A 24,924-nucleotide genomic window follows, 5' to 3' on the forward strand; every position below is an offset into this window, starting at 1 on the left:
AACGTAGCGAACTCCTAAACGGGGTGCGCGCCCGGGGGTGCCGTACGGGGGCTCCCGGCCGGCCCCGCGCCCTCCCGGAACACCGCCATGAGCGCGTGCAGACGCGGGGACGCGGTCAGCTCCTCCAGGGTGACGGGGCGTCCGGCGGTGTCGGCGACGGGCAGCCGCCAGTTGGGGTACTGGTCCCAGGTGCCGGGGAGGTTCTGCGGACGGCGGTCGCCGACCGCGTCCGGCAGCCAGATGCCGATCATCCGGGCCGGGGTGGCCAGCAGGAAGCGGTGCACGGCGCGCACCTCGTCCTCCTCGGAACCCGTGCCGCCGGGCAGCATGCCGAGCCGGGAGAGCAGGCCGAGCCACTCGCGCACGTCGGCGGCGGCCTCGGCCCGCTCCTCGGCCAGCGGGCGGGTCAACAGGCCGAGATCGTGCCGGAGTCGGACGTGTTCACCGGTGAGCCGGGCGGCGGTCGGCGGCAGGTCGTGGGTGGTGGCGGTTGCCACGCAGTCGGCGCGCCAGTCGGCGGCGGGCAGCGGCCGGCCGGTGCCTTCCCAGTCCCGCTCGAACCAGAGCACCGAGGTGCCGAGCACGCCGTGCTCGCGCAGCGTCTCGCGGACGCCGGGCTCGACGGTGCCGAGGTCCTCGCCGATGACGAGGGCGCCCGCGCGGTGCGCCTCCAGGGTGAGGACGGCGAGCATCGCCTCGGCGTCGTAATGCACGTACGTCCCCTCGGTGGGCCTGCGCCCCTCGGGGACCCACCACAGCCGGAACAACCCCATGACGTGGTCGATGCGCAGCGCACCGGCGTTGCGCAGCAGGCCGCGCAGGAGGGCGCGGTACGGGGCGTAACCGGACTCGGCGAGGCGGTCGGGGCGCCAGGGCGGCAGGCCCCAGTCCTGGCCGAGCGCGTTGAAGGCGTCCGGCGGCGCACCGACGGTCATGTGCGGGGCGAAGTGGCGCTGCTGGGCCCAGGCGTCGGCGCCGCCGGGGTGCACGCCGACCGCGAGGTCGTGCACGAGCCCGATGTCCATGCCCGCCTCGCGCGCGGCGTGCTGGGCGGCGGCCAGCTGGGTGTCGGTGAGCCAGGCAAGTCGGCTGTGGAAGTCGACGCGGTCCATCAACTCGCGCCGGGCGCGGGCCGTTTCGGCCGAGGCGGGGTCGCGCAGGGCGGCGGGCCAGGAGTGCGGTTCGGGGCCGTACGCCTCGGCGAGGGCGCACCAGGTGGCGTGGTCCTCCAGGGCGGCGCCCTGATCGGCGAGGAAGGCGCTGTAGGCGGCGCGGCGGCCGGGGCCCAGGGGGACCTCGTGGAGCAGTTCGAGGGCCTCGCGCTTGAGCTCCCAGACGGCGTCCCGGTCGATCAACGCGCCCTCGCGCAGCACCCCTTCGCTCAGCTCGGCGGCCCTGCGGCGCAGCGCGTCGACCCGGTCGCGGGCCTCGCCCCGCAGGTACGCGAACTCCGGGACGGCCTCGACGCGCAGGTGCACCGGGTCGGGAAAGCGCCGGGAGGAGGGCCGGTACGGGGAGGGGTCGCCGCCCGGGCCCCCCGGCGGGGCGGGCACGGCCGCGTGCAGCGGGTTGACCTGGACGAAGCCGGCGCCCAGGTCGCGGCCCGACCAGGCGACGAGTTCGGCGAGGTCCCCGAGGTCGCCCATGCCCCAGGAGCGACGGGACAGCAGGGAGTAGAGCTGGACCAGCAGCCCGTGCGTACGCCGCCCGGGAGTCCTGAGCCGACGGGGCGCGACGATGAGGTGGGCGTCCGCGTCACGGCCGTCCGGGGCGCGTACACGGAGGCGGTGCACGCCGTGGGGCAAAGGGGCGGGGAGCGTCCCGCTCGGGCCCCGGTGGCCGTCCGGCTGCGGCACCTCCCAGACCGTGACCCCGCCGTCCTCCGGCTCCACCCGTACCCGTGACCCCGGCGGCAGTGCGGCCAGGGGCGCGCAGGTGGCGGGGGCGGCGGGCCGGTCGGGCGCGGTCGCGGGCGTCGTCGGCCTGGTCGCGGGCGTCGTCGGCGCGGGGGCGCGCGTCGTCGGCGCGGGGGCGTCCGTCCAGGCCACCACCGTCGGCGGCAGCAGGCGCGCGGACAGCTCCGCCTCGCGCGCGGCCAGTGCGGACCCGGCCGCTTCCGGGGTGCTCGCGTCCACGTCCAGCGCGGCGAGCGCCGCGATCACCGCGGCGTCGGCGGCCGGAACGGTGCGCCCCGGGGACGGGGAGTAGGAGGTGGCCACGCCGTAGGAGGCGGCCAGCCGGGTCAGGGCCATCAGACCGCCATGAAGTCCAGGCCCGAGGCCATGCCGGTGGAGGTGGGCTCGCTCGTCAGCGGGGCGGCGTCGGCGAGGGGCGGCTCGCTGGTCAGCGGCGCGGCGTCGGCGAGCGGGGGCTCGCTGGTCAGGGGCGGCTCGATGCAGCCGCAGGAGCACGAGCCGTCGAGGCCCGAGTCGGGGTGGGACACCTGGTCGGGGAAGGAGAGCCGGTCCGGGTAGGAGAGCTGGTCCGGGTAGACGGCCCCGTCGGGGTAGGGCACCTGTTTGGAGAGGGCGGAGAGCAGAAGATTCGCGGAAGCGGTCATGGGGGAGCTCCTTCTCAGGGGGCAGGTCTCGGCAGCCCTACCCAATGCGCGGGGTCGCAGACGTATACGTTGCCTCAACGTGTCCTGGGTCACATCAGGTTCCCCTCGCGGGAGTTGTTTTCCCGCGCCCCCACCGCCCCCGGAAGAACCGGCTCCGAAGCGGTGGCGCCCGGGAGAATCTCCGCGGTGCAGGGGCCCTTATGGAGGCCCGCGGAACGCCCGATTCCGCGGTGGCGCCGGTCCTCGTACCGCCGAGTCCGAACCCCCCGCCACCAGGATTCGCGCAGGTTCCGCGAAGAATCACCCGACCGATACCGGGTCCCGTTGACACCCCCGTCACGTCGGTGGTGGGCTCGCTGCCACAGGTGAGGCGAGGGACCGCAAGGACCCCCGGGAACGAGAGCAGGGGCGAGGGCCGTGCAGCTGCGGCGCAGGAAGGGTGCGGCCGCCGTCGGGGGCGCCGTGATCGTGGGAGCACTCGGCGGCGCGCCCGGCGCCCTCGCGGCCCCCGGACCACCCGGTACGCCCGGCAGTTCCGACGCCCCCGTCGCCTCCCCGGACGCCGGCCCCCGCACCGGCCTGCCCGCCGTCTGGCCGCGCCCCCAGTCCATGAGCGCCGCCGGAAGCGCCGTCACCGTCGGGGACGACGTCGTCCTCGTCGCACCGGAAGCCGACCCGTACGCCCTGCGCACCCTGCGCGCCCTCCTGCGCGACGCCGGCGCCCGGCGGATCACCGAGGTGCGCGACGGCCATCCGCTCCCCGCGGGCGGCGCCCTCGTCGTCCGCGCGGGCGGGGCCGGCGCCGAACCGGCCCTGCGCTCCCTCGGCGTCCGCGAGCGCGGCGACCTGCCCGCGGGCGGCTACCGCCTGGCCGTCGGCCGCGTCGCCGGGCGCGAGACCATTGCCCTCGCGGGCGCCGGCGCGGACGGCCTCTTCCACGGCGTACAGACCCTGCGGCAGCTCATCGGCGCGGGGGACGGCCCGCGCCGGGTGCCCGGCGTACGGATCCGGGACTGGCCCGGCACCGCCGTGCGCGGTCTGACCGAGGGGTTCTACGGCACCCCCTGGACCCGCGCGCAGCGCCTCGCCCAGCTCGACTTCATGGGCCGCACCAAACAGAACCGCTACCTCTACGCCCCCGGCGACGACCTCTACCGCCAGGCCCGCTGGCGCGAGCCCTACCCCGCCGGCCGGCGCGCCGACTTTCGCGCGCTCGCCAAGCGGGCCCGCGCCAACCACGTCACGCTCGCCTGGGCCGTCTCCCCCGGCCAGGCCATGTGCCTGTCGTCCGACCGGGACGTCGCCGGCCTCACCCGCAAGATCGACGCCATGTGGGCGCTCGGCGTGCGCGCGTTCCAGCTGCAGTTCCAGGACGTCAGCTACAGCGAGTGGCACTGCGAGCAGGACGCCGAGCGGTTCGGTTCGGGCCCCGCGGCCGCCGCGCGGGCCCAGGCCCGGGTCGCCGACGCCGTCGCCGCCCACCTGGCCCGGCGCCATCCGGGAGCGCGACCGCTCTCGCTGATGCCGACCGAGTACTTCCAGCGGGGCACGACCGAGTACCGCGCGGCCCTCTCGCGCGGCCTCGACCACCGGGTCGAGGTGGCCTGGACGGGGGTCGGCGTCGTCCCCCGTACCATCACCGGGCGCGAACTCGCGGGCGCCCGCGCCGCGTTCGGGCCCCACCCGCTGGTCACGCTGGACAACTACCCCGTCAACGACTTCGCGCAGGACCGCGTCTTCCTCGGCCCCTACACCGGCCGCCAGCCCGCCGTCGCCGCCGGCTCGGCCGCGCTCCTCGGCAACGCCATGCAGCAGCCTGCCGCCTCCCGCATCCCCCTGTTCACCGCCGCCGACTACGCCTGGAACCCGCGCGCCTACCGCCCCCACGCGTCCTGGCTCGCCGCCATCGACGACCTCGCGGGCGCGGATCCGAAGGCGCGCGGCGCGCTGCGGGCCCTCGCGGGCAACAACGCCTCGTCCGTGCTCGGCGCCGACGAATCGGCGTATCTGCGCCCGCTCATGGCCGCCTTCTGGCGCACCCGCACGGAACCGGACCGGGCGGCCGCCGAAGGCGCGGCGAAACGGCTGCGCGCCGCCTTCACCGTGATGCGCGGGGCGCCGCGCCATCTGGCCGGCAGCGAGCTCGACCGTGAGGTGCGCCCTTGGATCGCGCAGTTGGCGCGGTACGGGGCGGCGGGCGAGGCCGCCGTGGACCTGCTGGGCGCGCAGTCCGCCGGGGACGGCGCGGCGGCCTGGCGGGGCGCACGCAGGGTGACCGCGCTCCGCAAGGAGCTCAAGGAGGGCGGCGTCACCGTCGGCAAGGGCGTCCTCGACCCGTTCCTCGCACGTGCGCTCCAGGCGTACGCGGCGTGGGCGGGGACCGACGGCGAGCGGGCGACCGACGGGGCGACGGCCCGCTTCGGCCGCACCCGCGCGCTGACCGCGGTGACGGCGCTCACCGACCCCGGCACCGGCGGCGCCGTGGAGGCGCACGTCCCCGGCAAGGGCTGGCGACGGCTCGGGGCGCTCGCGCGGAGCGGCTTCACGGAGCTGCACCTTCCGCCTCCGCCTCCGCCTCCACGGAGCGACGGCCGCGACGCGGGCACCACCCCGCGGCACGCGGACGCCGTCCGTGTCGTTCCCGCCCACGGCGCGGCCGGCGCGGTCCGTCACCTCGTGCCCTGGTTCGCCGACGGCCCGGCGGCCCGCCTGGCGCTGAGCCGCGCCGAGGCCGACGTGGAGATCGGCGGCGGCCCGAGCCGGGTCACGGCGGAGCTCCGCCCGCTGCGCCCCGCCGACGTCCGCGGACAGCTGCGGGTGAAGGCGCCGCGGGGCGTCGAGGTGACGGCTCCCGGCCCGGCCACGCTGCCGCGCGGCACGAAGGTCGACGTACCGGTCGACATCACGGTCCCGGCGGGCACCCGCGCGGGGACGTACGAGGTCCCGGTGGCCTTCGGCGGGGAGAGCCGCACGGTGACCGTCCGCGCCGTACCCCGTACCGCCGGACCCGACCTGGCGCGCGGCGCGCGGGCGGACTCCTCGGGCGACGAGACGAAGGACTTCCCGGCGTCGGCCGCCGTCGACGGCGACCCGAGGACCCGCTGGTCCTCGCCGGCCGAGGACGGGGCGTGGTGGCAGGTGGAGCTGGCGCGGCCGGTCAGGCTCGGCGAGGTCGTGCTGCGCTGGCAGGACGCGTACGCCGCCCGGTACCGCGTGCAGACCTCGGCCGACGGCAGGACCTGGCGCACGGCGGCCACGGTGCGGCACGGCCGGGGCGGCCGCGAGTCGGTCCGGATGGACGCGCGTGACACCCGTTTCCTCCGCGTGCGGGGCGACCGGCGCGCCACGCGGTTCGGCTGCTCGCTCTGGTCGGTGCAGGCGTACGCAGTCGCCGGGGAGTGAACCCCGACGCCCGCGTACGCGGCATCCCGTACGGCCGGGTACGGCATCCGCGTACGTACGGCCGCGTACAACAGAGCCCGGATCGCGAGCTAGGCGGAGATGCCGTCGATCCGGGCCATCGCGTCGTCCGCGCCGAACGGCTGCAAGTACGGCAGCCAGCGCGGATCACGGTGTCCGGTCCCGATGATGCGCCAGGCGAGGCCGGAGGGCGGAGCGGGTTTGTGCCGCAGTCGCCACCCGAGCTCCATCAGGTGGCGGTCGGCCTTGACGTGGTTGCAGCGGCGGCACGAGGCCACCACGTTGTCCCAGGCGTGCTGGCCGCCCCGGCTCTTCGGAATGACGTGGTCGACGCTGGTTGCGACGCCACCGCAGTACATGCACCGACCGCCGTCGCGGGCGAACAGCGCCCGCCTGGTCAGCGGAACGGGCCCCCGGTAGGGGACCCGCACGAACCGCTTGAGGCGGACCACGCTGGGTGCGGGGACGGTGCGCGTTGCGCTGTGCATGAAGGCGCCGGATTCCTCGAGGCAGAGAGCCTTGTTCTCCAGGACGAGGACGAGCGCGCGGCGGAGCGGTACGACGCCGAGGGGCTCGTACGACGCGTTGAGGACCAAGACATGCGGCACGGCGGATGCCTCCTTGTACGCCGGCGGCGCGTGGCTCGCGCCGGGACGATCTGCAGCCAGTCTCCCCTCATGCCTGGTCGTCGCGCCAGCATGTGCCCGTAACGGCCTTGAAGTGTTTTCGACCACAGCCGGCGCCGGCGACGGGACGTCCCTTGGTTCTTCCCCAGGTGAGCACCGTCTCTCCCGCGAAGATGACAACGATCCACACACGATGCCCCGTTAGTGTGGTGTGTCTGCCCGGACCCGCGGTTCGTCTCCGTCGAGCCGCTCTCACCTCCCGGGCAGGCCGCGATACCTGGAGGTACCCGCAGTGTTCTTGTCCGTCCTGTCGGCAGCCGGAACGGACCCGGACGACAAGCCGACGCAGAAGCCGCCCACGTTCGAGGACGCCCAGGAGAGCGCCACGAACGCGGCCAGCTGGGTCGAGCAGAACTGGTCCACCTGGCTCGGCATCGGTCTGCGCATCGTCCTGATCGTCGCGATAGCCCTGGTCCTGCGCGTGCTGGTGCGCCGCGCCATCACCAAGCTGATCGACCGCATGAACCGCACGGCGCAGGCCGTGGACGGCACGGCGCTCGGCGGCCTCCTCGTGAACGTGGAACGCCGCCGCCAGCGCTCGCAGGCGATCGGTTCGGTCCTGCGTTCGGTGGCCTCGTTCCTGATCCTCGGCACGGCCGGGCTCATGATCCTCGGCGCCTTCGAGATCAATCTGGCCCCGCTGCTCGCCTCGGCGGGTGTGGCGGGCGTGGCGATCGGTTTCGGCGCGCGCAACCTCGTCACGGACTTCCTCTCCGGCGTCTTCATGATCCTCGAGGACCAGTACGGGGTCGGCGACTCCATCGACGCGGGGGTCGCCTCCGGCGAGGTCATCGAGGTCGGCCTGCGCGTGACGAAGCTGCGCGGCGACAACGGCGAGATCTGGTACGTGCGCAACGGCGAGGTCAAGCGGATCGGGAACCTGTCGCAGGGCTGGTCCACGGCGGGCGTCGACGTGACCGTCCGCCCGGACGAGGACCTGGAGAAGGTGAAGGCGACGCTGGCGGAGGTCGGCGAGACCATGGCCAAGGACGAGCCGTGGAACGAGCGGCTCTGGGGGCCGGTGGAGATTCTCGGCCTGGACAGCGTGCTTCTCGACTCCATGGTGGTGCGGGTCTCCGCCAAGACCATGCCGGGGAAGTCCCTGGGGGTGGAGCGGGAGCTTCGGTGGCGCATCAAGCGGGCGTTCGACGAGGCGGGGATCCGCATCGTGGGTGGCCTGCAGCTCGCGGTGGCGGAGGACCCCGCCGACCCGTCGGCCGCCGTCGCGGCGCCCTCCGCGTACGCCTCGGCGACGTCTCCCCAGTCGCTGGCGGCGTCTCCGATACCGCCGCCGCCTCCGAACATGTCGAAGTAGTCCTCGTGTGTGTGGTGGCCGCCCGGGGGTTTGCGGAGGCCGTTCGCCACGGACAGCGGAGGGCCTGGAGGTCACCCTGCGGTGGGCCAGTGGCGTTGAGGGTGGGCGGGGCCGCCCGGGGTTTTGCGGAGTGTGACGCCTCGGGGTCGACGGCCTTGACTCCCGTCCCTTCCCCGCACGTTGCGGTTCGCCCCGGACAGCGGAGGGCCCGGAGGTCACCCTGCGGTGGACCGGGGACGTTGAAGGTCACCGGGGCCGCCCGGGGTTTTGCGGAGTGTGACGCGTCCGGGCCGACCTTGACTCCCGCCCCTCCCTCACACGTTGCCGTTCGCCCCGGACAGCGGAGGGCCCGGAGGTCACCCGGCAGTGGACCGGAGACGTTGAAGGCCACCGGGGCCGCCCGGGGTTTTGCGAAGTGTGGCGCCTCCGGGCCGGCAGTAAAGGGCGCCCTACGGGCGTCGGCTCCGCCGATTCCGCTCCGCTCCACCCTTGACTCCCGCCCCTCCACCGCGACTTGACCTTCGACCCGGACGGCCAGGGGTGAGGCGGCGGACCTCTCTGCTCGGGTCATCACGTTTCGCTGCCGGGTGCGGACCGGTCCAACGTGGGCTGAGGCCCCGGTGCGAGCTCGGCCAACGGCCAGCCTGGTCGGGTCATCGGCTTTCACGGCCGGGTGCGGCCCGGCTCATCGTGAGTGGGTGCCACGGTGCGGGCGCGGCCAGCAGGCGGCCTCGCCGCTCGCGCCATCACCTTCGTGGCCGGGCGCGGACCGATCCATCGTGGGCGCAGCCACGGTCTGCGCCCTGCCAGCCGCCCGGCTTCGCTGCTCGGGCCATCACCTCTCACCGCCGGGTGCGGACCGGCCCATCGTGGACGGCGGCCACGGTGTGAGCTCGGCCCACCGCACGGCCTGTCGGGCCGGGCCTTGCCCCCTCCCTGCCGACTGCGGACCGGCCCAACGTGAGCCGACACCCGAGTGTGCGCTCGGCCGGGTGCGGGGCGGCTCATCGTCAGTGGCCGTCACGGTCGAGGCGCGCAGTGAAAGGAACACTGCGGGACCGCCGCCGCAGAGGGTCTGTCACCTACTTTGGGAAAGTTGCGAATGAATATGCCGCACGCCCCCCTGCCACACCCCAAGCGCCCCCGGAACCACCACGTCCGCCAGAACGGATGGGCCTGGCGCGTTCCCTGCGGGAGGTGGGGTGCGTGTGGCAGGTGGGGTTCTGTGACCCATGAGGTCTGAGGGGAGGCGAGTTCGGTGGAGTTACGGAGTCTGATGGTGGGCCGGGACCCTTTGATCTCGATTGCTCCCCTTTCTGGCGGCGCGCGGGTGGTGCCATGGGGGCGCGCGGCGACCCGCTTCGCAACTTTCCCGAAGTAGGTGCCAGACCCCCAGCGCCTCGGGCTGCATCGGCGGCTCGATACGCACTCCGACCTATGACCATGCGCCCGCCCCACGATGAGCTGCCCGCACCCGGCATGAGGGTGGATGACCCGAGCAGCGAAGCCGGGTGGCGGGCCGAGCTCCGGCTGTGCGATGAGCGGACCGCACACGGCAACGCGAGCCCATAACCCGAGCGGTAGGGCCACCGGGGTGGCACCTGCCGGCGACGGGCCGGACCGCACCCGGCCGCGCGAGCCGATGATCCGAACAGCGAAGCCGCGTGGACGGCCGAGCCTCGCCCCTGACACCCATCCCTGATAAGCCCGCCCGCACCCGGCGGCGGGAGGTGATGGCCCGAGCCGCGAGGCCGCGTGGCTGGTCGAGCGCGCACCGTGGCGCCCGCCCACGATGGGCCGGGCCGCACCCGGCGAAGCGAGCCAATGACCCGACCGGCGAAGCCGCCGGGGGGCCCGCGCCGCCGCCCACGATGAGCCAACCCGTACTCGGCCGCGAAGACGGAGGACCCGGGGTAGCCGCCGGGGTGACCGAGCACGCACCGGGGCATCGGCCCACGATGGACCGAACCCCACTCGGCCGCGAAAGCCTACGACCCGAGCAGCCATCCCGGGCGGCGGGCCGAGCCCCGGCCCCGACATCGGCCCACGCCGGACCGGACCGCACCCAGCCGCGAAAGCCTATGACTCGAGCCGCGATGCCGGGTGGCGGGCGGACCCCCGCCCCTGAGACCCGCCCACGATGGGGTGGTCCGCGCCCGGCAACGCGAGCCGATGACCCCGGCGGCGATGCCGCGCGGCTGGCCGAGCCCCGACCTTGGCCCCTGCCCAAGGCGGTCAGTTGTCTAGAGGCATGGGGGGGGTGGCGCACTCGGCGCGAGAGGGGGGCGCGCAACGAACCGGTTCGCAACTTTGCCGAAGTTGGTGCCTGCCCCCTGCCCCCGCACCTGAAGTAAGACCGCTCGCCCGGCCGAGCCCAGACCCTGACGTCGGCTCACGATGGACCGGACCGCACCCGGCCACGAAAGGTGATGACCCAAGCGGGGAGGCCACCGGGCTAGCCGAGCAGGCACCGGGGCGTCGGCGCGCGATGGGCCGGGCCGCACTCAGCCGCGAAAGCCGATGCCCCGAGCACGGATGCCGCGCGGCTGACCCAAACTCTCACACCCGCCCACGATGGGCCGGTCCGCACCCGGCAGCGCGAGCCGATGACCCGAGCGGCGAGGCCGCATACCTGACCGAGCACGCACCGTGGCCTCCGCCCACGATGAGCCGGGCCGCACCCGGCCACGAAGGCGATGACCCGACTAGACCGGCCGTGGGCCGAGCCGGCACCGTGGCATCCGCTCACGATGAGCCGGTCCGCACCCGGCAGCGAGAGCCGATGACCCGACCACACCGGCCGTGGGCCGGGCTCGTACCGTGGCCCGCGCCCACGTTGGGCCGGCCCGCACCCGGCAGCGAGACGTGATGACCCAACCCCCGGTTCCCGCCGGCCCCACCCCTGGCCGTCCGGGTCGAAGGTCAAGTCGCGGTGGAGGGACGGGAGTCAAGGGTGGAGCGCAGCGCAATCGGCGAAGCCGACGCGTAGCGCAGCGGAGCGCCCTTTACTGCCGGCCCGGAACCGCCACACTCCGCAAAACCCCGGACGGCCCCGGTGACCTTCAACGCCACCGGCCCACCAAAGGGTGACCTCCTGGCCCAGCCCCGACCGTGGCCCCCGCCCCCGATGATCCGGGCCGCACCCGGCCGCGAAAGGGGATGACCCAACCCAGCAGAGCCCGCCGCCTCACCCCCGGCCGTCCGGGTCAAGAGTCAACGCGCGGTGTAGGGAGAGGAGTCAAGGGTGGAGCGGCCTTTACTCGCGGCCCGGAACCGCCACACTCCGCACAACCCCGGGCGGCCCCGCCCACCGGCAAAGGCACCGGCCCACCGAAGCCACCGCCACCGCACCCCACGCAACACCCACCCCCCGAGATAACGACTTCGTAGCCGCGAAGCCGTTCACTCTTGACGCCCCATTCACGCCAGCCGTACGGTCCCACCAATTGGAAAGTTTCCTAACAGTTAGCGGTCGAAAGGCGGGCGTCGCATGACGGCAGCAGGCAGCACCCCGGGCTTCCCGGGGACTCCGGGCACCCCGGGAACCCCCCGCGTCCTGCGCGCCATGAACGACCGGGCCGTCCTCGACCTCCTCGTCGCCCACGGCCCCCTCACCCGTACCCGGATCGGCGAGCTCACGGGACTGTCGAAGCCCACCACCTCGCAGCTCCTCGGCCGGCTCGAGGCCGCCGGGCTCGTCCACACCACCGGCAGCCTCAGCGGACGCCCCGGCCCCAACGCCCTGCTGTACGAGATCGACCCCGGCGCCGGCCACGTCGCCGCGCTGTCCGCCGACCCCACCGGCATCACCGCCCTCGTCGCCGACATCACCGGCACCGTCCTCGGCCGCGAGCGCGTGGAGGCCGACGCCGTCGCCGAGGACGTCCGGCACCGTACCGCCCAGCTCGTCACCGAAGCCGTCGACGGCGCCCTGCGTCAGGCGGGGCTCGGCCACGACGACCTGCGCGCCGCCGTCATCGGCACCCCCGGCGCCATCGACCCGCACACCGGCCAGCTGCGGTACGCCCCGCACCTGCCGGGCTGGCACTCGCGGACGCTGCGCGACGATCTCGCCGCCGTCCTCGGCACGCCCGTCGACATCGAGAACGACGTGAACCTGGCCGCCGTCGCCGAGCAGTACGAGGGCGCCGCCCAGGACCACGACAACTACGTGCTCACCTGGCTCGACGAAGGAGTCGGCGCCGCCATCGTGCTCGGCGGCACCCTGCTGCGCGGCGCGACCGGCGGGGCGGGCGAGATCGGCTACATGCCGCTCCCCGGCGCCCCACTGCAACGCGGCGAAGGCAAGGGCGGCGGCAACGGCGGCTTCGAGAGCCTCGTCTCCGCGTACGTCGTCCGCGAACTCACCGGCGGCGGCGCCACGTTGGACGAGGTCATGGCCGACGACACCGCGCTCGGCGAGGTCGCCCGCCGCATCGCCACCGGCATCGCCGCGGTCGTCGCCGTCGTCGACCCCGAACTCGTCGTGCTGTCCGGCTCGGTGGCCCAGGCCGGCGGCGACAAGCTGCGGGTCAGGGTCGAGGCGGAGCTGACCGGGCTCGCCCTCCCCCGCCCGCAGATCCGCATCAGCGAACTCGACGGCGACCCGATCCTCACCGGCGCCCTCCGCTCGGCCCTCACCCAGGCCCGCGACCAGGTCTTCGACACGGCCTGAGATACCCCCGAACAACAGCCCACCGCACCAGCCCCCCGCACCGCCACCTCCCCCTCCCGCAAAGGAAGTCCGCCATGCCGCGATGGCGCATGCCCACCTGCGCGTCCGCCGCGCTCGCCGCAGCCGGCCTGTTGCTCTCCGGCTGCGTCAACCCGAGCGTCGGCAGCGCGAACGACGACCCCACCAAGCCCGTCACCCTGAAGTTCTGGCACGGCTGGGCGACGCCCGGCGAGGTCAAGGCCGTGAACGACAGCATCGACCGGTTCGAGAAGCTGCACCCGAACATCAAGGTGCAGGCCACCGGCAACGTCTCCGACGAGACCATCAACCAGGCCCTGCGGGCGGGCGGCGACAAGGCCCCGGACGTCGTGTCGTCCTTCACCACCAACAACGTCGGCCAGTACTGCGACTCGGGGATGTGGGCGAACCTCGACCCGTTCATGGCGAAGACCGGCCTCGACAAGCGCAAGACGTTCCCCAAGACGCTCCTCGACTACACGAGTTACCGGGGCAAGCAGTGCGCCCTGCCGCTCCTCGCGGACGCCTACGGGATGTACTACAACAAGGACGCCTACCGCGAGGCCGGCATCGAGCGGCCGCCGCGCACCATGTCCGAGTTCAAGGAGGTCAGCAAGAAGCTGACCGTGCGCCGCGGCACGAACTCGTACAAGCGCGTCGGGTTCATGCCCAACTTCCGCTTCTACCAGAACAGTCCGGACCGCCTCTTCGCCCAGTGGGGCCCCCGGTACTTCGACAAGAACGGGGACGCGCGGCTCGCCGACGAACCGTCGACGTACGCGTTCTTCAAGACGGCGCGCCAACTCGCCGACGCGCAGGGTGGTTACGGCGACCTCGAACGGTTCCGCCTCACCTTCGGCGACGAGATGTCCAGCCAGAACGCCTTCCTGACCGGCAAGGTCGCGATGCACCTGGACGGTGAGTGGCGCGGCCTGATGCTGAAGGAGGCCAAGGCCGACTTCGACTGGGGCGTGGCCCCGCTGCCCGTCCCCGACGACCAGGCGGACACATACGGGCGCGGCTTCATCACCGGTACCGTCGCCGGCATCGCGCACAGCAGCAAGCACCAGAACGCCGCGTGGGAGCTGGTGCGCTTCCTGACGGCGGACACACGGCAGGTGGTCGAGTTCGCGAACGCCATCCACAACGTCCCCTCCACCTTCGCCGCGCTCAAGTCACCGAAGCTGGACGCCGATCCGACCTTCCGGACCTTCTTCGACATCCTGGAGAACAAGCACAGCAAGGCCCTGCCGCCCTCCGTCAACGGCGGCGCCTACGTCGTCTCGCTGCAGGACTTCTCGTACTCCGCGGAGGCCGGACGCGTCCCCGACCTGCGCAAGGGCCTGACGAAGCTCGACGAGCAGATCGACGCCGACACCCTCCAGTCGAAGAGCTGACAAGCCGAGGACCCCGCCATGGCAATGACCCTCTCCAACCCCGCGCGCCGCAGACTGCGCACGCTGGGCTTCCTCTCCCCCTGGCTGGTCGGGTTCAGCGTCTTCTTCGCGTACCCGCTGATCGCCACCGTCTACTTCTCGTTCATGCACTACAACCAGATCAAGGAGCCCACCTTCGTGGGCCTCAGGAACTGGAAGTACGTGTTCGAGCAGATGCCGCTGTTCGGCCCCGCCCTGTGGAACACCCTCTGGCTGGTCGTGGTCATGGTGGCGCTGCGGGTGGTCTTCGGGCTCTCGCTCGGGCTGCTCATCACGAAGATCAAGACGGGCGCCGGCTTCTTCCGCACCGCCTTCTACCTCCCCTACCTCGCCCCACCGGTCGCCGCCACCGTCGCCTTCGTCTTCCTGCTCAACCCGGGCACCGGACCGGTGAACGAGATCCTGGACGCGGTCGGCATCTCCGGGCCCAACTGGTTCAACGACCCCGACACCGCCAAGCCCTCGCTCGTGCTGCTCTCCCTGTGGGGCATCGGCGACCTGATGGTGATCTTCATGGCGGCGCTGCTCGACGTGCCGAAGGAGCAGTACGAGGCCGCAGACCTGGACGGCGCGGGCGCCTTCGCCAAGTTCCGGTACGTGACCTGGCCCGCGATCACGCCCATCGTGATGTTCGCGGTGGTCACGGGTGTCGTCCAGACCATGCAGTACTACACGCAGGCCCTGGTCGCGGGGAAGGTCGCGTCCGGCGTCAACATCGGCCCCGGCTCGGTGATCCAGCCCGGCTACCCGGACCACTCGACCCTCACGGTCCCCCAGCTCGTCTACCAGATGGGCTTCCAGAACTTCAACACCGGCGCCGCGTGCGTGCTTTCGCTCGTGCTCTTCGCCATCGCCATGGCCGTGACGACGCTCCTGATGCGCAAGCGCTCCGGGCTGCTCGCGGCGGAGGACTGAGGACTCATGACGACCACGACTCTCGGCGCCCCGACCACCGCGGCCCCCGCCTCCCGGGAACGCGGCCCGGCCGCCGCCCGCGCCCGCCGCAAGCGCACCCTGCACTGGATAGCCGTGCACAGCATGGCGATAGCCGTCGCGCTGCTCTTCGTCCTGCCGTTCGTCTTCGTCTTCCTGACGTCGGTGATGAGCGACTCGCAGGCGATGAGCGGCGACCTGTGGCCCGACGCGTGGCACTGGTCCAACTACCAGGCCGTGTTCGAGACGCCCGGCTTCCTGGACTGGTGGCGCAACTCGCTGTTGTACGCGGGGCTCGGCACCCTCTTCACGGTCTGCTCGGCTATCCCGGTGGCGTACGCGCTCGCCAAGTTCCGCTTCCGCGGCCGGCGCACCGCGATGCTGCTCGTCATCTCGACGATGATGCTGCCGCCGCAGGTCATCGTGATCCCGATGTACCTGGTGTGGGCGCAGCAGTTCCATCTGTCGGGCACGCTGTGGCCGCTGATCATCCCGATGGCGTTCGGCGACGCGTACTCGATCTTCCTGCTCAGGCAGTTCCTCCTGACCATCCCCAAGGAGTACATCGAGTCCGCGAAGGTCGACGGCTGCGGTGAGTTCCGTACGCTGGTGAAGATCGTGGTGCCGATGGCCAAGCCCGGCATCGCGGCCATCGCGCTCTTCCAGTTCTTCTACTGCTGGAACGACTACTTCGGGCCGCAGATCTACGCGGCCCAGAACCCCGGCGCCTGGACGCTCAGTTACGGCCTGGAGTCGTTCAAGAGTGCCCACAGCGTCAACTGGAACATGACCATGGCCGCGACGCTGCTCGTCATGGCGCCCGTCATCGTCATCTTCTTCTTCGCACAGAAGGCCTTCGTCGAAGGCGTCACCCTCACCGGAGTAAAGGGCTGAGAAACGGTATGAAGCTCGCAGTGGTCGGCGGAGGGTCGACCTACACACCCGAACTCATCGACGGATTCGCCCGGTTGAGGGACACCCTGCCGGTCGAGGAGCTCGTCCTCGTGGACCCGGCGGCCGACCGTCTGGAGCTGGTGGGCGGCCTCGCGCGGCGCATCTTCGCCAAGCAGGGCCACCCGGGCCGCATCGTCACCACGTCCGACGTGGACGCAGGCGTCGCCGACGCCGACGCGGTCCTGCTCCAGCTGCGCGTCGGCGGCCAGGCGGCCCGGCAGCAGGACGAGACCTGGCCGCTGGAGTGCGGCTGCGTCGGCCAGGAGACCACCGGCGCGGGCGGCCTTGCCAAGGCGCTGCGCACGGTGCCGGTCGTCCTCGACATCGCCGAGCGCGTCCGGCGCACCAACCCCGACGCCTGGATCATCGACTTCACCAACCCGGTGGGCATCGTCACCCGTGCGCTGCTGCAGGCCGGGCACAAGGCCGTCGGCCTGTGCAACGTGGCGATCGGCTTCCAGCGGAAGTTCGCGCGGCTGCTCGACGTCGCGCCCGCCGAGGTGCACCTCGACCACGTGGGCCTCAACCACCTCACCTGGGAGACGGGGGTACGGCTCGGCGGGCCCGGCGGCGAGGACATCCTGCCGAAGCTGCTCGCCGAGCACGGGGACGCGGTCGCCGAGGACCTGCGCATGCCGCGCGCGATCGTCGACCGGCTCGGCGTCGTCCCCTCGTACTACCTGCGCTACTTCTACCAGCACGACGCCGTCGTCGAAGAGCTCCGCACCAAGCCGTCGCGCGCCGCCGAAGTCGCCGCGATGGAGCAGGAGTTGCTGACGATGTACGGCGACCCGGCCCTGGACGAGAAGCCGGAGCTGCTCGCCAGGCGCGGCGGCGCCTTCTACTCGGAGGCGGCCGTGGACCTCGCGGCCTCGCTGCTCGGCAACGGGGGCAGCCGCCACCAGGTGGTGAACACCGTCAACAACGGCACTCTGCCGTTCCTGCCCGACGACGCGGTCATCGAGGTGCAGGCCACGGTGGACGGCTCGGGCGCCGCGCCCCTGCCCGTACCGAGGCTCGACCCGCTGTACTCCGGGCTGATCGCCCACGTCACCGGCTACGAGGACCTGGCGCTGGAGGCCGCGCTGCACGGTGGCCGCGAGCGTGTCTTCAAGGCGCTGCTCGCGCACCCGCTGGTGGGCCAGTACGCGCACGCCGAGCAGCTCACGGACCGCCTCGTCGCGCACAACCGGGAGCACCTGGCGTGGGCGTAGGCACGAGCGTGCTCGCGATCGACGCGGGCAACAGCAAGACCGACGTCGCGGTGGTCGCGGCCGACGGCAGCGTCGTCGGCGCGGCCCGCGGCGGCGGGTTCCAGCCGCCGCTGGTCGGCGTCGAGACCGCGGTGGACATCCTCGCGGCGGCGGTGGCGCGGGCGTTCGCCGAGGCCGGCACCGACTCCGTCGGCCATGTGTCGGCGTGTCTGGCCAACGCCGATCTGCCGGTGGAGGAACGGCAGTTGGCCGAGGCGCTGCGGCTGCGCGGGTGGGGGTCCTCCGTCGAGGTGTACAACGACACCTTCGCCGTCCTGCGCGCCGGGCTCCTGGAGGACGCGGAGCCGCGCGGTGTCGCCGTGGTCTGCGGTGCGGGCATCAACTGCGTCGGCATGCTGCCGGACGGCCGCACCGCCCGCTTCCCCGCCATCGGCCGCATCTCCGGCGACTGGGGCGGGGGCGCCGCCCTCGCCGAGGAGGCGCTGTGGCACGCGGCGCGCGCCGAGGACGGGCGCGGGCCCGGCACCGCGCTGCGCGAGACGCTGCCCGCGCACTTCGGCCTGGAGTCGATGTACGCGCTGATCGAGGCGCTGCACCTGGGGCACATCGCCGCGGTGCGGCGGCACGAGCTGACGCCGGTGCTGTTCGTCACCGCGGCGGGCGGCGACGCCGTCGCCCGGTCGCTGGTGGACCGGATGGCCGACGAGGTGGCGGCCATGGCGGGCGTCGCCCTGGACCGGCTCGGCCTGCTCGACGAGTCGGCGCCGGTCCTGCTCGGCGGCAGCGTACTGGCCGCCAGACACCCCCAACTCGACGATCGGGTGCGGATGTTGCTCGCCGAGCGGGCGCCGAAGGCCGTGCCCCGGGTGGTCGTCGCGCGGCCGGTGCTCGGCGCGGCCCTGCTCGGCCTGGACCGGGTGGGCGCGCAGTCGCGGGTGTTCGCGCGGGTGCGGGAGCAGTACGAGGGCGTCGCGCACGGCTGACCGGATCGCCACCCCGCGCCCCGCGCCCCGCGCCCCGTGCGCGGGGCAGGGCAGGGCAGGGCAGGGCAGGGAACCGAACCCCCCTCAATCACGTGTACAAGGGCAGGGATCCGCACAAGATCGAGTCAAGACCTGTGCGAATGTCCGTCCCTGCGGCAATACTTGCGGCCGACACTTCTTCCGGCGCCGCGCGCGCCGGGCGGAGGCAACCGTCCGGAGACCGAGGGGGAGGTCGAGGTCAAGGTGACACATCCGCCGTACGGCAGCGCCGCGCCGCCGGGCCCGCCGGTGCCGCCGTCACGGGGCCCCGGGCAGGCCGCGCCGGTGATGCCCGCCGTGCCGCCGCAGGGGCCGGGCGCCGCACTCGTGCCGCCGCCGCCCGGCGACCCGGCGCTCGCCCCGCCGCCACCGGCCGCCCCACGCCGCCGTACCGCCTTCTCCGAGGGCGTGGACCGGCTGCGCGCCGCCGCGACCACGGAGCCGGGCAGGCTCCGCATCATCGGCGCCGTACTGGCCCTGCTCGTCGTCGCGTTCGGCGCGGTCACCACTTGGCAGATGACGGAGCGCTCGGCCGCCGCGGACGACGTGCTGCACCGCAGCCAGCCGCTGACCGCCGACGCCGCGGCCATCTACCGCTCGCTCGCGGACGCCAACACCGCGGCGTCCAGCGGCTTCCTGGCCGGCGGCCAGGAGCCCGCCGACGTGCGCGCACGCTACGAGCGGGACATCGAGCGCGCCTCCGACAAGCTGGCGAAGGCCGCGTCGAACGCCGGATCGGGCTCCTCGTCGGCGGCCTCCGTCGGCAAGCTGAACAAGCTGCTGCCCGAGTACACCGGCCTGATCGAGCGGGCCCGCGCCAACAACCGCCAGGGCCTGCCGCTCGGCGGCGCCTATCTGCGGTACGCGAACGACAAGATGCAGACCCAGATGCTCCCGGCCGCCGAGAAGCTCTACACGGCGGAGAACGACCGGCTGAGCTCGGACTACGACAGCGCCAAGCCCTACCCCTGGTTCGCCATCGCCCTCGGCGTCCTCGCGCTCGCCGCCCTCGGCTGGGCCCAGCACCGCAACTACCGGCGTACGAACCGGGTGTTCAACCACGGCCTGCTCGCCGCGTCCGCCGCCGCCACGGTCGTGCTGCTCTGGCTCGTCGTCGGCCACACCGTCGCCCGCTCGGGCCTCGGCGACTCCTACGACCACGGCGTGCGCTCGCTGAACGTCCTCAACGACGCCCGCATCAGCTCCCTGAAGGCGCGCGGCAACGAGAACCTCACCCTGGTCAGCCGGGGCGCGGAGACCACCGAGGTGAACGGCGAGGCGCAGGACAAGTTCGACGTCGCCTACCGTACGCAGATGAAGCAGCTGGGCGGCGCCGACAGCGGTCTGCTCGGCAGGGCCGCCGACCTCGCCCGCGACACCGGCGGCGAGAGCCCCGTCACCGAGGCCGCGAAGAACGTGGGCGTGTGGAAGGACCGGCACAAGGTGGCGCGCGCCAGCGACGACGCGGGCAACTACCGGGGCGCGCTCGACAAGGTCATCGGCTCCAAGGCCGACAAGCCGACCGGCGAGTGCTTCGACAACGTGGACGCGGCCCTGGACCGGGCCCTGGCCTTCGAGCAGAACGAGTTCCAGCAGGCGGCACAGGACGGCAGGGGCGCCATGAGCGGGCTCCCGGTCGGCGCCGCCGTCCTCGCCGTGCTGGCCGCGGCGGGCGCGGTGCTCGGCATCGGCCGCAGGCTTTCGGAGTACCGGTGATGGAGTCAGAGGTGAGAGGGGGCGCGCAGCCGATGCGGACACGAAGCGGCACGCCCGGCAGGCTGCGCGGCTGGGGCGGCATCGGCGCGATGGGCGTGGCGTGCGCCCTGACCGGCACGCTCGTCCTGGTGCTCCCGCAGTGGGGCGGCGGCGGGGACGGCAGCACCGGCCGCGGCGGTCCGGGCAGCACGGTCGCGGCCCCCGCGCGGGCCGACGCCGACGACTGCAACGACCGCAGCCTGAGCCCCTCGGGCAAGGACGGCCCGACCATCGAGAAGATCAAGAACCGGGACGTCAAGAAGCTCGTCGTCGGCGTCGACCAGAACAGCTACCGCTGGGGCTACCGCGACCCGAACAAGGCGGGCGGCCGCCTGGAGGGCTTCGACATCGACCTCGCGCACGAGATCGCCGAGGAGATCTTCGGCGACCGCGACGCCGTGGTGTTCCGCGCGATCCCCACCAACCAGCGCATCAAGGCGATCCAGAGCGGCCAGGTCGACATGGTCGTGCGCACCATGACGGTCAACTGCGACCGTCTGAAGGACGTCGACTTCTCCACCGGCTACTTCGAGACGGGCCAGCAGGTGCTCGCCCCGAAGAACTCCGACATCACGGGGTACGACACCTCGCTCGCCGGCAAGAAGATCTGCACCGCCTCCGGCTCCATCGCCGAGGAGGAGCTCAAGAAGAAGAACTACGGCGCCGACATCTCCACCACGGTCCCCAACCAACTCGACTGCCTGGTAAGGCTGCAGCTCGGCGAGGTGGACGCCGTGGTGACCGACAGCGCGCTCGCCGCCGGCCAGGCCGCGCAGGACCCGACGGTGGAGCTGAAGGGCAAGGAGCCGTTCACCACCGAGCACTACGGCATCGCCATGAAGAAGGGCTCCGACGACCTGGTCCGCCGGGTCAACAAGGTCCTCGACGACTACCGCGACGACGACGGCTGGAAGAAGTCCTACGACCACTGGCTGAAGGCGGCCCTCGGCAAGGACGCGGACCCGCCGGCCCCCGCGTACCGCGACTGATCCGGAGCCGACAACCGACCTGGTACCACTGGAGAGTTACGACTGAGGACTCACGAACCGAGGACTCACGGCGACACAGAGCGGAGAGGTGATCGATGAGCGTCGCGGGACCCCCCGGTCCGGTGATGGACCGGGACGAGGTGGACCGTGCGCTGGCGCGCCTCGACGCCGAGCACGAGGCGATCGAGACCTCGCTCCTCGCCCTCCAGGACCACGCGGGCCGCCGCCTGCTCGAAGGCGCCGGGCTCACCGGCGTCACCGAGGAGCGCTGGGCCGCCACGGAGGAGCGGATCACGCTGCTCTGGGCCTACTTCGACGCCTACGCCGGCGCCCTGCGCACCGCGCACGACGTGCGTGAACGCAGACGCTGGCCCAGCCGGGACGACCTCGTGGAGCTGACCGGGCTGCTGCGCGGCGACGCGGTGACCGTCGCGGGCGGCTCCGCGTCGGGCGCCTCCCCCGCGCTCACCGGCCCCGCCAAGCTCACCGAACGCTTCACGCTCGAAGAGCTCGTGTCGCGGATGAACGAGCTGTACGCGCACTCCCTGGACATGGTCGTCGCCGCCGACGCGGTCTGGTCCGCGCTGCCCGCCCGCATCGACCTGCTCGCCGCCGAGCTGGGCCGCACCCGCCAGCTCGCGCACTCCGTGGGCGTACGTCCCGGGGAGCACCCGGCGGGCGACGACCTGGAGCGCATCACGCGCACCCTGACCGCGCTGCGCGAGCAGGTGGTGTCCGACCCGCTCGCCTTCTGGCAGCGCGCCGAGGGCAGTTCGGCGCCCGGCGGCGGCCGCCCGCACACCGAGCGCTACGACCGCGAGGCCCGCGCCCTGGAGGAGGTGCGCCGCGAGATCGAGGCGGTGCTCACCGTGCGCCAGGACGCGGAGGCCCGGCTCGGCAGGCTGCGCGACGTGCTGTCGCGCGCGGACCGCACCCTCGCGGAGGCCAGGAGCGCCCGGGGTGAGGTCCTCGCGAAGATCGCCGCCTCCGAGGTGCCCGCGGTCAGCGGCCCGCCGACCGCGCTGCAGGAACAGCTGGCGGCCGCCGCCGAGTACCGCAGGTTCGGCCAGTGGCACCGCCTCTCGCCGCTCCTGGAGTCCCTGGAGGAGAAGGCCGAGGACGAACTGCTGCGCGCCCGCGAGTCGTTGACCGCCGTGACGGCGCCGCTCGCGGTCCGCGCGGAGCTGCGCGGCCGCCTGGACGCGTACAAGGCGAAGATCGCCCGCCTCGGCCTCGCCGAGGACCCGTTCCTGATCGAGCGGTACGACGCGGCGCGCCGGATGCTGTGGAGCGCGCCCTGCGATCTCCGCGTGGCGGAGCAGGCGGTCCTGCGCTACCAGCAGGCCGCCGCCGAGGCGCTCGCGCCGAAGGTCCCCCAGCAGGGCGGGCCCACCGACCGGACGGGGGAATCGTGAGCCAGCGGCAGTGTCAGCGGCCCGGATGCACGGGGTCGTACGAGGACGTCGGCGGCGGCGAGATGTACTGCGACACCTGCGGCCTCGCCCCGGTCGTCGCGCCCGACGGCATGGTGGGCTCGTCGCCGACGGGCCTCACCGGCGCCGCCAAGGGGTCGCGGGGTTCGGGCAGTTCGAGCGCCCGCTCCTCCTCCCGTACGTCCTCGCACTCGTCCCGGTCCTCGCGGTCGCACTCCTCGCGCAGGTCGGTGTCGGGGCGGCTGTCCCGCTCGCTGTCCGGCGACTCGACGTCCCGCTCGGTGTCGGTGCGCAGCTCGGGGTCCGCGGCCTCGTCCTCGGGGCGCGGGCGGCTCGGGGTCGGCCTGGTCGCGGTGCCGGACGTGCCGCGCCCCGACCCGCGCGGCGCGGTGCAGGAGCACCCCGAGGTGCCGGAGCGCAAGCGGTTCTGCTCGCGCTCGGACTGCGGGGCCCCGGTGGGGCGTGCGCGCGGTGACCGGCCGGGCCGCACCGAGGGGTTCTGCACCAAGTGCGGGCACCCGTACTCCTTCGTGCCCAAGCTGAACCCGGGCGACATCGTGCACGGCCAGTACGAGGTCGTGGGGTGTCTGGCGCACGGCGGGCTCGGCTGGGTCTACCTCGCCATCGACCGCGCGGTGTCCGACCGCTGGGTGGTCCTCAAGGGCCTGCTCGACACGGGCGACCAGGACGCGATGGCGGCGGCGATCTCCGAGCGCCGCTTCCTCGCCGAGATCGAGCACTCCAACATCGTGCGGATCTACAACTTCGTCGAGCACCTCGACCAGCGCACGGGCTCGATGGACGGCTACATCGTCATGGAGTACGTCGGCGGCAAGTCGCTGAAGGAGATAGCCAACGGCCGCCGCACGGAGACCGGCAGGCGCGATCCGCTGCCGGTGGAGCAGGCCTGCGCGTACGGCATCGAGGCCCTGGAGGCGCTCGGCCATCTGCACAGCCGCAACCTCCTCTACTGCGACTTCAAGGTCGACAACGCCATCCAGACCGAGGGCCAGCTCAAGCTCATCGACATGGGCGCGGTCCGCCGGATGGACGACGACGAGTCCGCGATCTACGGCACGGTCGGCTACCAGGCCCCCGAAGTCGCCGAGACGGGGCCATCGGTGGCCTCCGACCTCTACACGGTCGCGCGCACCCTCGCGGTCCTGACCTTCGACTTCCAGGGCTACACGAACGTCTTCGTGGACTCGCTGCCCGACCCGGACAACATCGACGTCTTCCGTACGTACGAGTCGTTCTACCGGCTCCTGGTGCGCGCCACCGACCCGGACCCGGCCCGCCGCTTCGCCACCGCGCAGGAGATGGCCGAGCAGCTCACGGGCGTCCTGCGGGAGGTCGTGGCGCTGCAGACGGGGCGGCCGCGGCCCGCGCTCTCCACGCTGTTCGGGCCCGAGGTGAAGGTGCCGGACACGGAGCTGTTCGCGGAGCCGACCGGCGACGTGTCGCTCCTCGGGGCGCGCGCGGCGCCGACGGCGACCGGCACGGGCGCCGGCACGGGCCCCGCCCCGCAGGGCGTCGTCGGCATCGTGCGCGCGCTGGACGCCGTCGTCACCGCCCTCGCGCTGCCCGTGCCGCTCGTCGACCCGGGCGACCCGAACGCCGGCTTCCTCGCGGGCCTCATCGCCTCCGCGCCCGCCGAGCTGATCACCGCGCTGCGGGCCGCGCCCGCCGCCTCCCTCGAACTGCAGCTGCGCGGCCTGCGTGCCCGCCTCGCCATGGGCGAACTCCAGCCCGCCGCGCAGGCCCTGGCCGATCTGGAGCTCCAGCATCCGGACGACTGGCGGGTGGTCTGGTACCGGGGCGTCGCGTCGCTCGCGACCGGTGACTTCGAGACGTCGGCGCTCTCCTTCGACGCGGTCTACGACGCCTTTCCCGGTGAGCCCGCGCCGAAGCTGGCGCTCGGCGTCTGCGCGGAGGTCCTCGGCCAGCTGGACAACGCCGCCGAGTACTACCGCCTGGTGTGGGCGACCGACCCCAGCTATGTGAGCGCGGCGTTCGGCCTGGCCCGCGTGCAGCTCGCCGCCGGTGACCGCGGCGGCGCCGTGCACACCCTGGAGTCGGTGCCGGAGTCGTCCATCCACTACACCGCGGCCCGGGTCGCGGCGGTGCGGGCACGGCTGCGGCAGCGCATGGGCGCCGGTGCGGAACCCGCGCCCGGCGCCGCCTTCCTGGACGACCTGACGGCCGCCGCGGGGCAGATCGAGGCGCTCGCCGCCTTCGGCCTCGACGCGGTGCGCAGGGAGCGCCTGTCGACCGAGGTACTGGGGACGGCGCTCGACTGGGTACTCTCCGGTAGGCACTCTGGTCACGCCTCCGCGCCGCCGGTCCCCGCCGGTACGCGGACCGTACTGCTCGGCAGCGACCTGGACGAGCGCGGCCTCCGGTTCGGTCTGGAGCGTTCGTACCGGACACTGGCCCGGCTCGCACAGGGTGGCGAGGAGAGGATCGAACTGGTGGAACGGGCCAACCGTTTCCGCCCCCGGACGTGGGTGTGAG

15 protein-coding genes are annotated in these 24,924 nt (G+C 73.3%); 12 read left to right on the forward strand and 3 right to left on the reverse strand.

Annotated elements, in window-relative coordinates; translation table 11 throughout:
- Positions 1 to 14: 14 nt before the first annotated feature.
- On the reverse strand, positions 15 to 2,252 hold the full coding sequence (malQ, locus tag ACFYO9_RS16110; protein WP_358776056.1) for a 4-alpha-glucanotransferase: 2,238 nt from the start codon (positions 2,250 to 2,252) through the stop codon (positions 15 to 17).
- Positions 2,252 to 2,560: a hypothetical protein gene (locus ACFYO9_RS16115; RefSeq protein WP_358776058.1), complete on the reverse strand. Its 309-nt coding sequence runs from the start codon at positions 2,558 to 2,560 to the stop codon at positions 2,252 to 2,254. The genes malQ and ACFYO9_RS16115 overlap by 1 nt, the downstream gene beginning before the upstream one ends.
- 417 nt (positions 2,561 to 2,977) lie before the next feature.
- On the opposite strand from ACFYO9_RS16115, the gene ACFYO9_RS16120 reads away from it, so the two are divergent.
- Positions 2,978 to 5,962, forward strand: coding sequence for a beta-N-acetylglucosaminidase domain-containing protein (locus ACFYO9_RS16120; protein ID WP_358776060.1), 2,985 nt, complete (start codon positions 2,978 to 2,980; stop codon positions 5,960 to 5,962).
- Positions 5,963 to 6,051: 89 nt separating this feature from the next.
- Here ACFYO9_RS16120 and ACFYO9_RS16125 read toward each other — a convergent pair whose 3' ends face one another.
- Positions 6,052 to 6,588, reverse strand: a complete 537-nt coding sequence (locus tag ACFYO9_RS16125) for an HNH endonuclease (protein ID WP_150184145.1) — start codon at positions 6,586 to 6,588, stop codon at positions 6,052 to 6,054.
- A gap of 310 nt (positions 6,589 to 6,898) precedes the next feature.
- On the opposite strand from ACFYO9_RS16125, the gene ACFYO9_RS16130 reads away from it, so the two are divergent.
- The 11 genes from ACFYO9_RS16130 (at position 6,899) to ACFYO9_RS16180 (ending at position 24,923) form a co-directional block, all read left to right on the forward strand.
- Positions 6,899 to 7,981 carry a mechanosensitive ion channel family protein gene (locus tag ACFYO9_RS16130; protein WP_388666331.1) on the forward strand — a complete coding sequence of 361 codons (1,083 nt, stop codon included), beginning with the start codon at positions 6,899 to 6,901 and terminating at the stop codon, positions 7,979 to 7,981.
- Positions 7,982 to 11,471: 3,490 nt separating this feature from the next.
- Positions 11,472 to 12,656 carry an ROK family transcriptional regulator gene (locus ACFYO9_RS16135; protein WP_358776062.1) on the forward strand — a complete coding sequence of 395 codons (1,185 nt, stop codon included), beginning with the start codon at positions 11,472 to 11,474 and terminating at the stop codon, positions 12,654 to 12,656.
- A gap of 74 nt (positions 12,657 to 12,730) precedes the next feature.
- On the forward strand, positions 12,731 to 14,071 hold the full coding sequence (locus tag ACFYO9_RS16140; protein WP_355808155.1) for an ABC transporter substrate-binding protein: 1,341 nt from the start codon (positions 12,731 to 12,733) through the stop codon (positions 14,069 to 14,071).
- An 18-nt stretch (positions 14,072 to 14,089) separates the two neighbouring features.
- The gene (locus ACFYO9_RS16145; protein WP_355808153.1) at positions 14,090 to 15,025 is read left to right on the forward strand and encodes a sugar ABC transporter permease; all 936 of its coding nucleotides are present in this window, start codon (positions 14,090 to 14,092) and stop codon (positions 15,023 to 15,025) included.
- Between the two features lie 6 nt (positions 15,026 to 15,031).
- A complete protein-coding gene (locus ACFYO9_RS16150) occupies positions 15,032 to 15,937 on the forward strand; it encodes a carbohydrate ABC transporter permease (protein ID WP_358705305.1) in 906 nt (301 codons plus the stop codon).
- Positions 15,938 to 15,945: 8 nt separating this feature from the next.
- Positions 15,946 to 17,211 carry a 6-phospho-beta-glucosidase gene (locus tag ACFYO9_RS16155; protein WP_358776065.1) on the forward strand — a complete coding sequence of 422 codons (1,266 nt, stop codon included), beginning with the start codon at positions 15,946 to 15,948 and terminating at the stop codon, positions 17,209 to 17,211.
- Positions 17,202 to 18,194, forward strand: a complete 993-nt coding sequence (locus ACFYO9_RS16160; protein ID WP_358776067.1) for a BadF/BadG/BcrA/BcrD ATPase family protein — start codon at positions 17,202 to 17,204, stop codon at positions 18,192 to 18,194. Before ACFYO9_RS16155 ends, ACFYO9_RS16160 begins: the two co-directional genes overlap by 10 nt.
- Before the next feature lie 243 nt (positions 18,195 to 18,437).
- A complete protein-coding gene (locus ACFYO9_RS16165) occupies positions 18,438 to 19,949 on the forward strand; it encodes a hypothetical protein (protein WP_388666333.1) in 1,512 nt (503 codons plus the stop codon).
- A 32-nt stretch (positions 19,950 to 19,981) separates the two neighbouring features.
- Complete coding sequence (locus ACFYO9_RS16170) at positions 19,982 to 20,977, forward strand: glutamate ABC transporter substrate-binding protein (protein WP_358776069.1); 996 nt, start codon at positions 19,982 to 19,984, stop codon at positions 20,975 to 20,977.
- Between the two features lie 95 nt (positions 20,978 to 21,072).
- The gene (locus ACFYO9_RS16175) at positions 21,073 to 22,392 is read left to right on the forward strand and encodes a hypothetical protein (RefSeq protein WP_355808139.1); all 1,320 of its coding nucleotides are present in this window, start codon (positions 21,073 to 21,075) and stop codon (positions 22,390 to 22,392) included.
- On the forward strand, positions 22,386 to 24,923 hold the full coding sequence (locus ACFYO9_RS16180; RefSeq protein ID WP_388666357.1) for a tetratricopeptide repeat protein: 2,538 nt from the start codon (positions 22,386 to 22,388) through the stop codon (positions 24,921 to 24,923). Before ACFYO9_RS16175 ends, ACFYO9_RS16180 begins: the two co-directional genes overlap by 7 nt.
- Position 24,924 lies beyond the last annotated feature (1 nt).

The sequence above is a fragment of the Streptomyces sp. NPDC005863 genome, assembly GCF_042871345.1.
GTDB lineage: Bacteria > Actinomycetota > Actinomycetes > Streptomycetales > Streptomycetaceae > Streptomyces.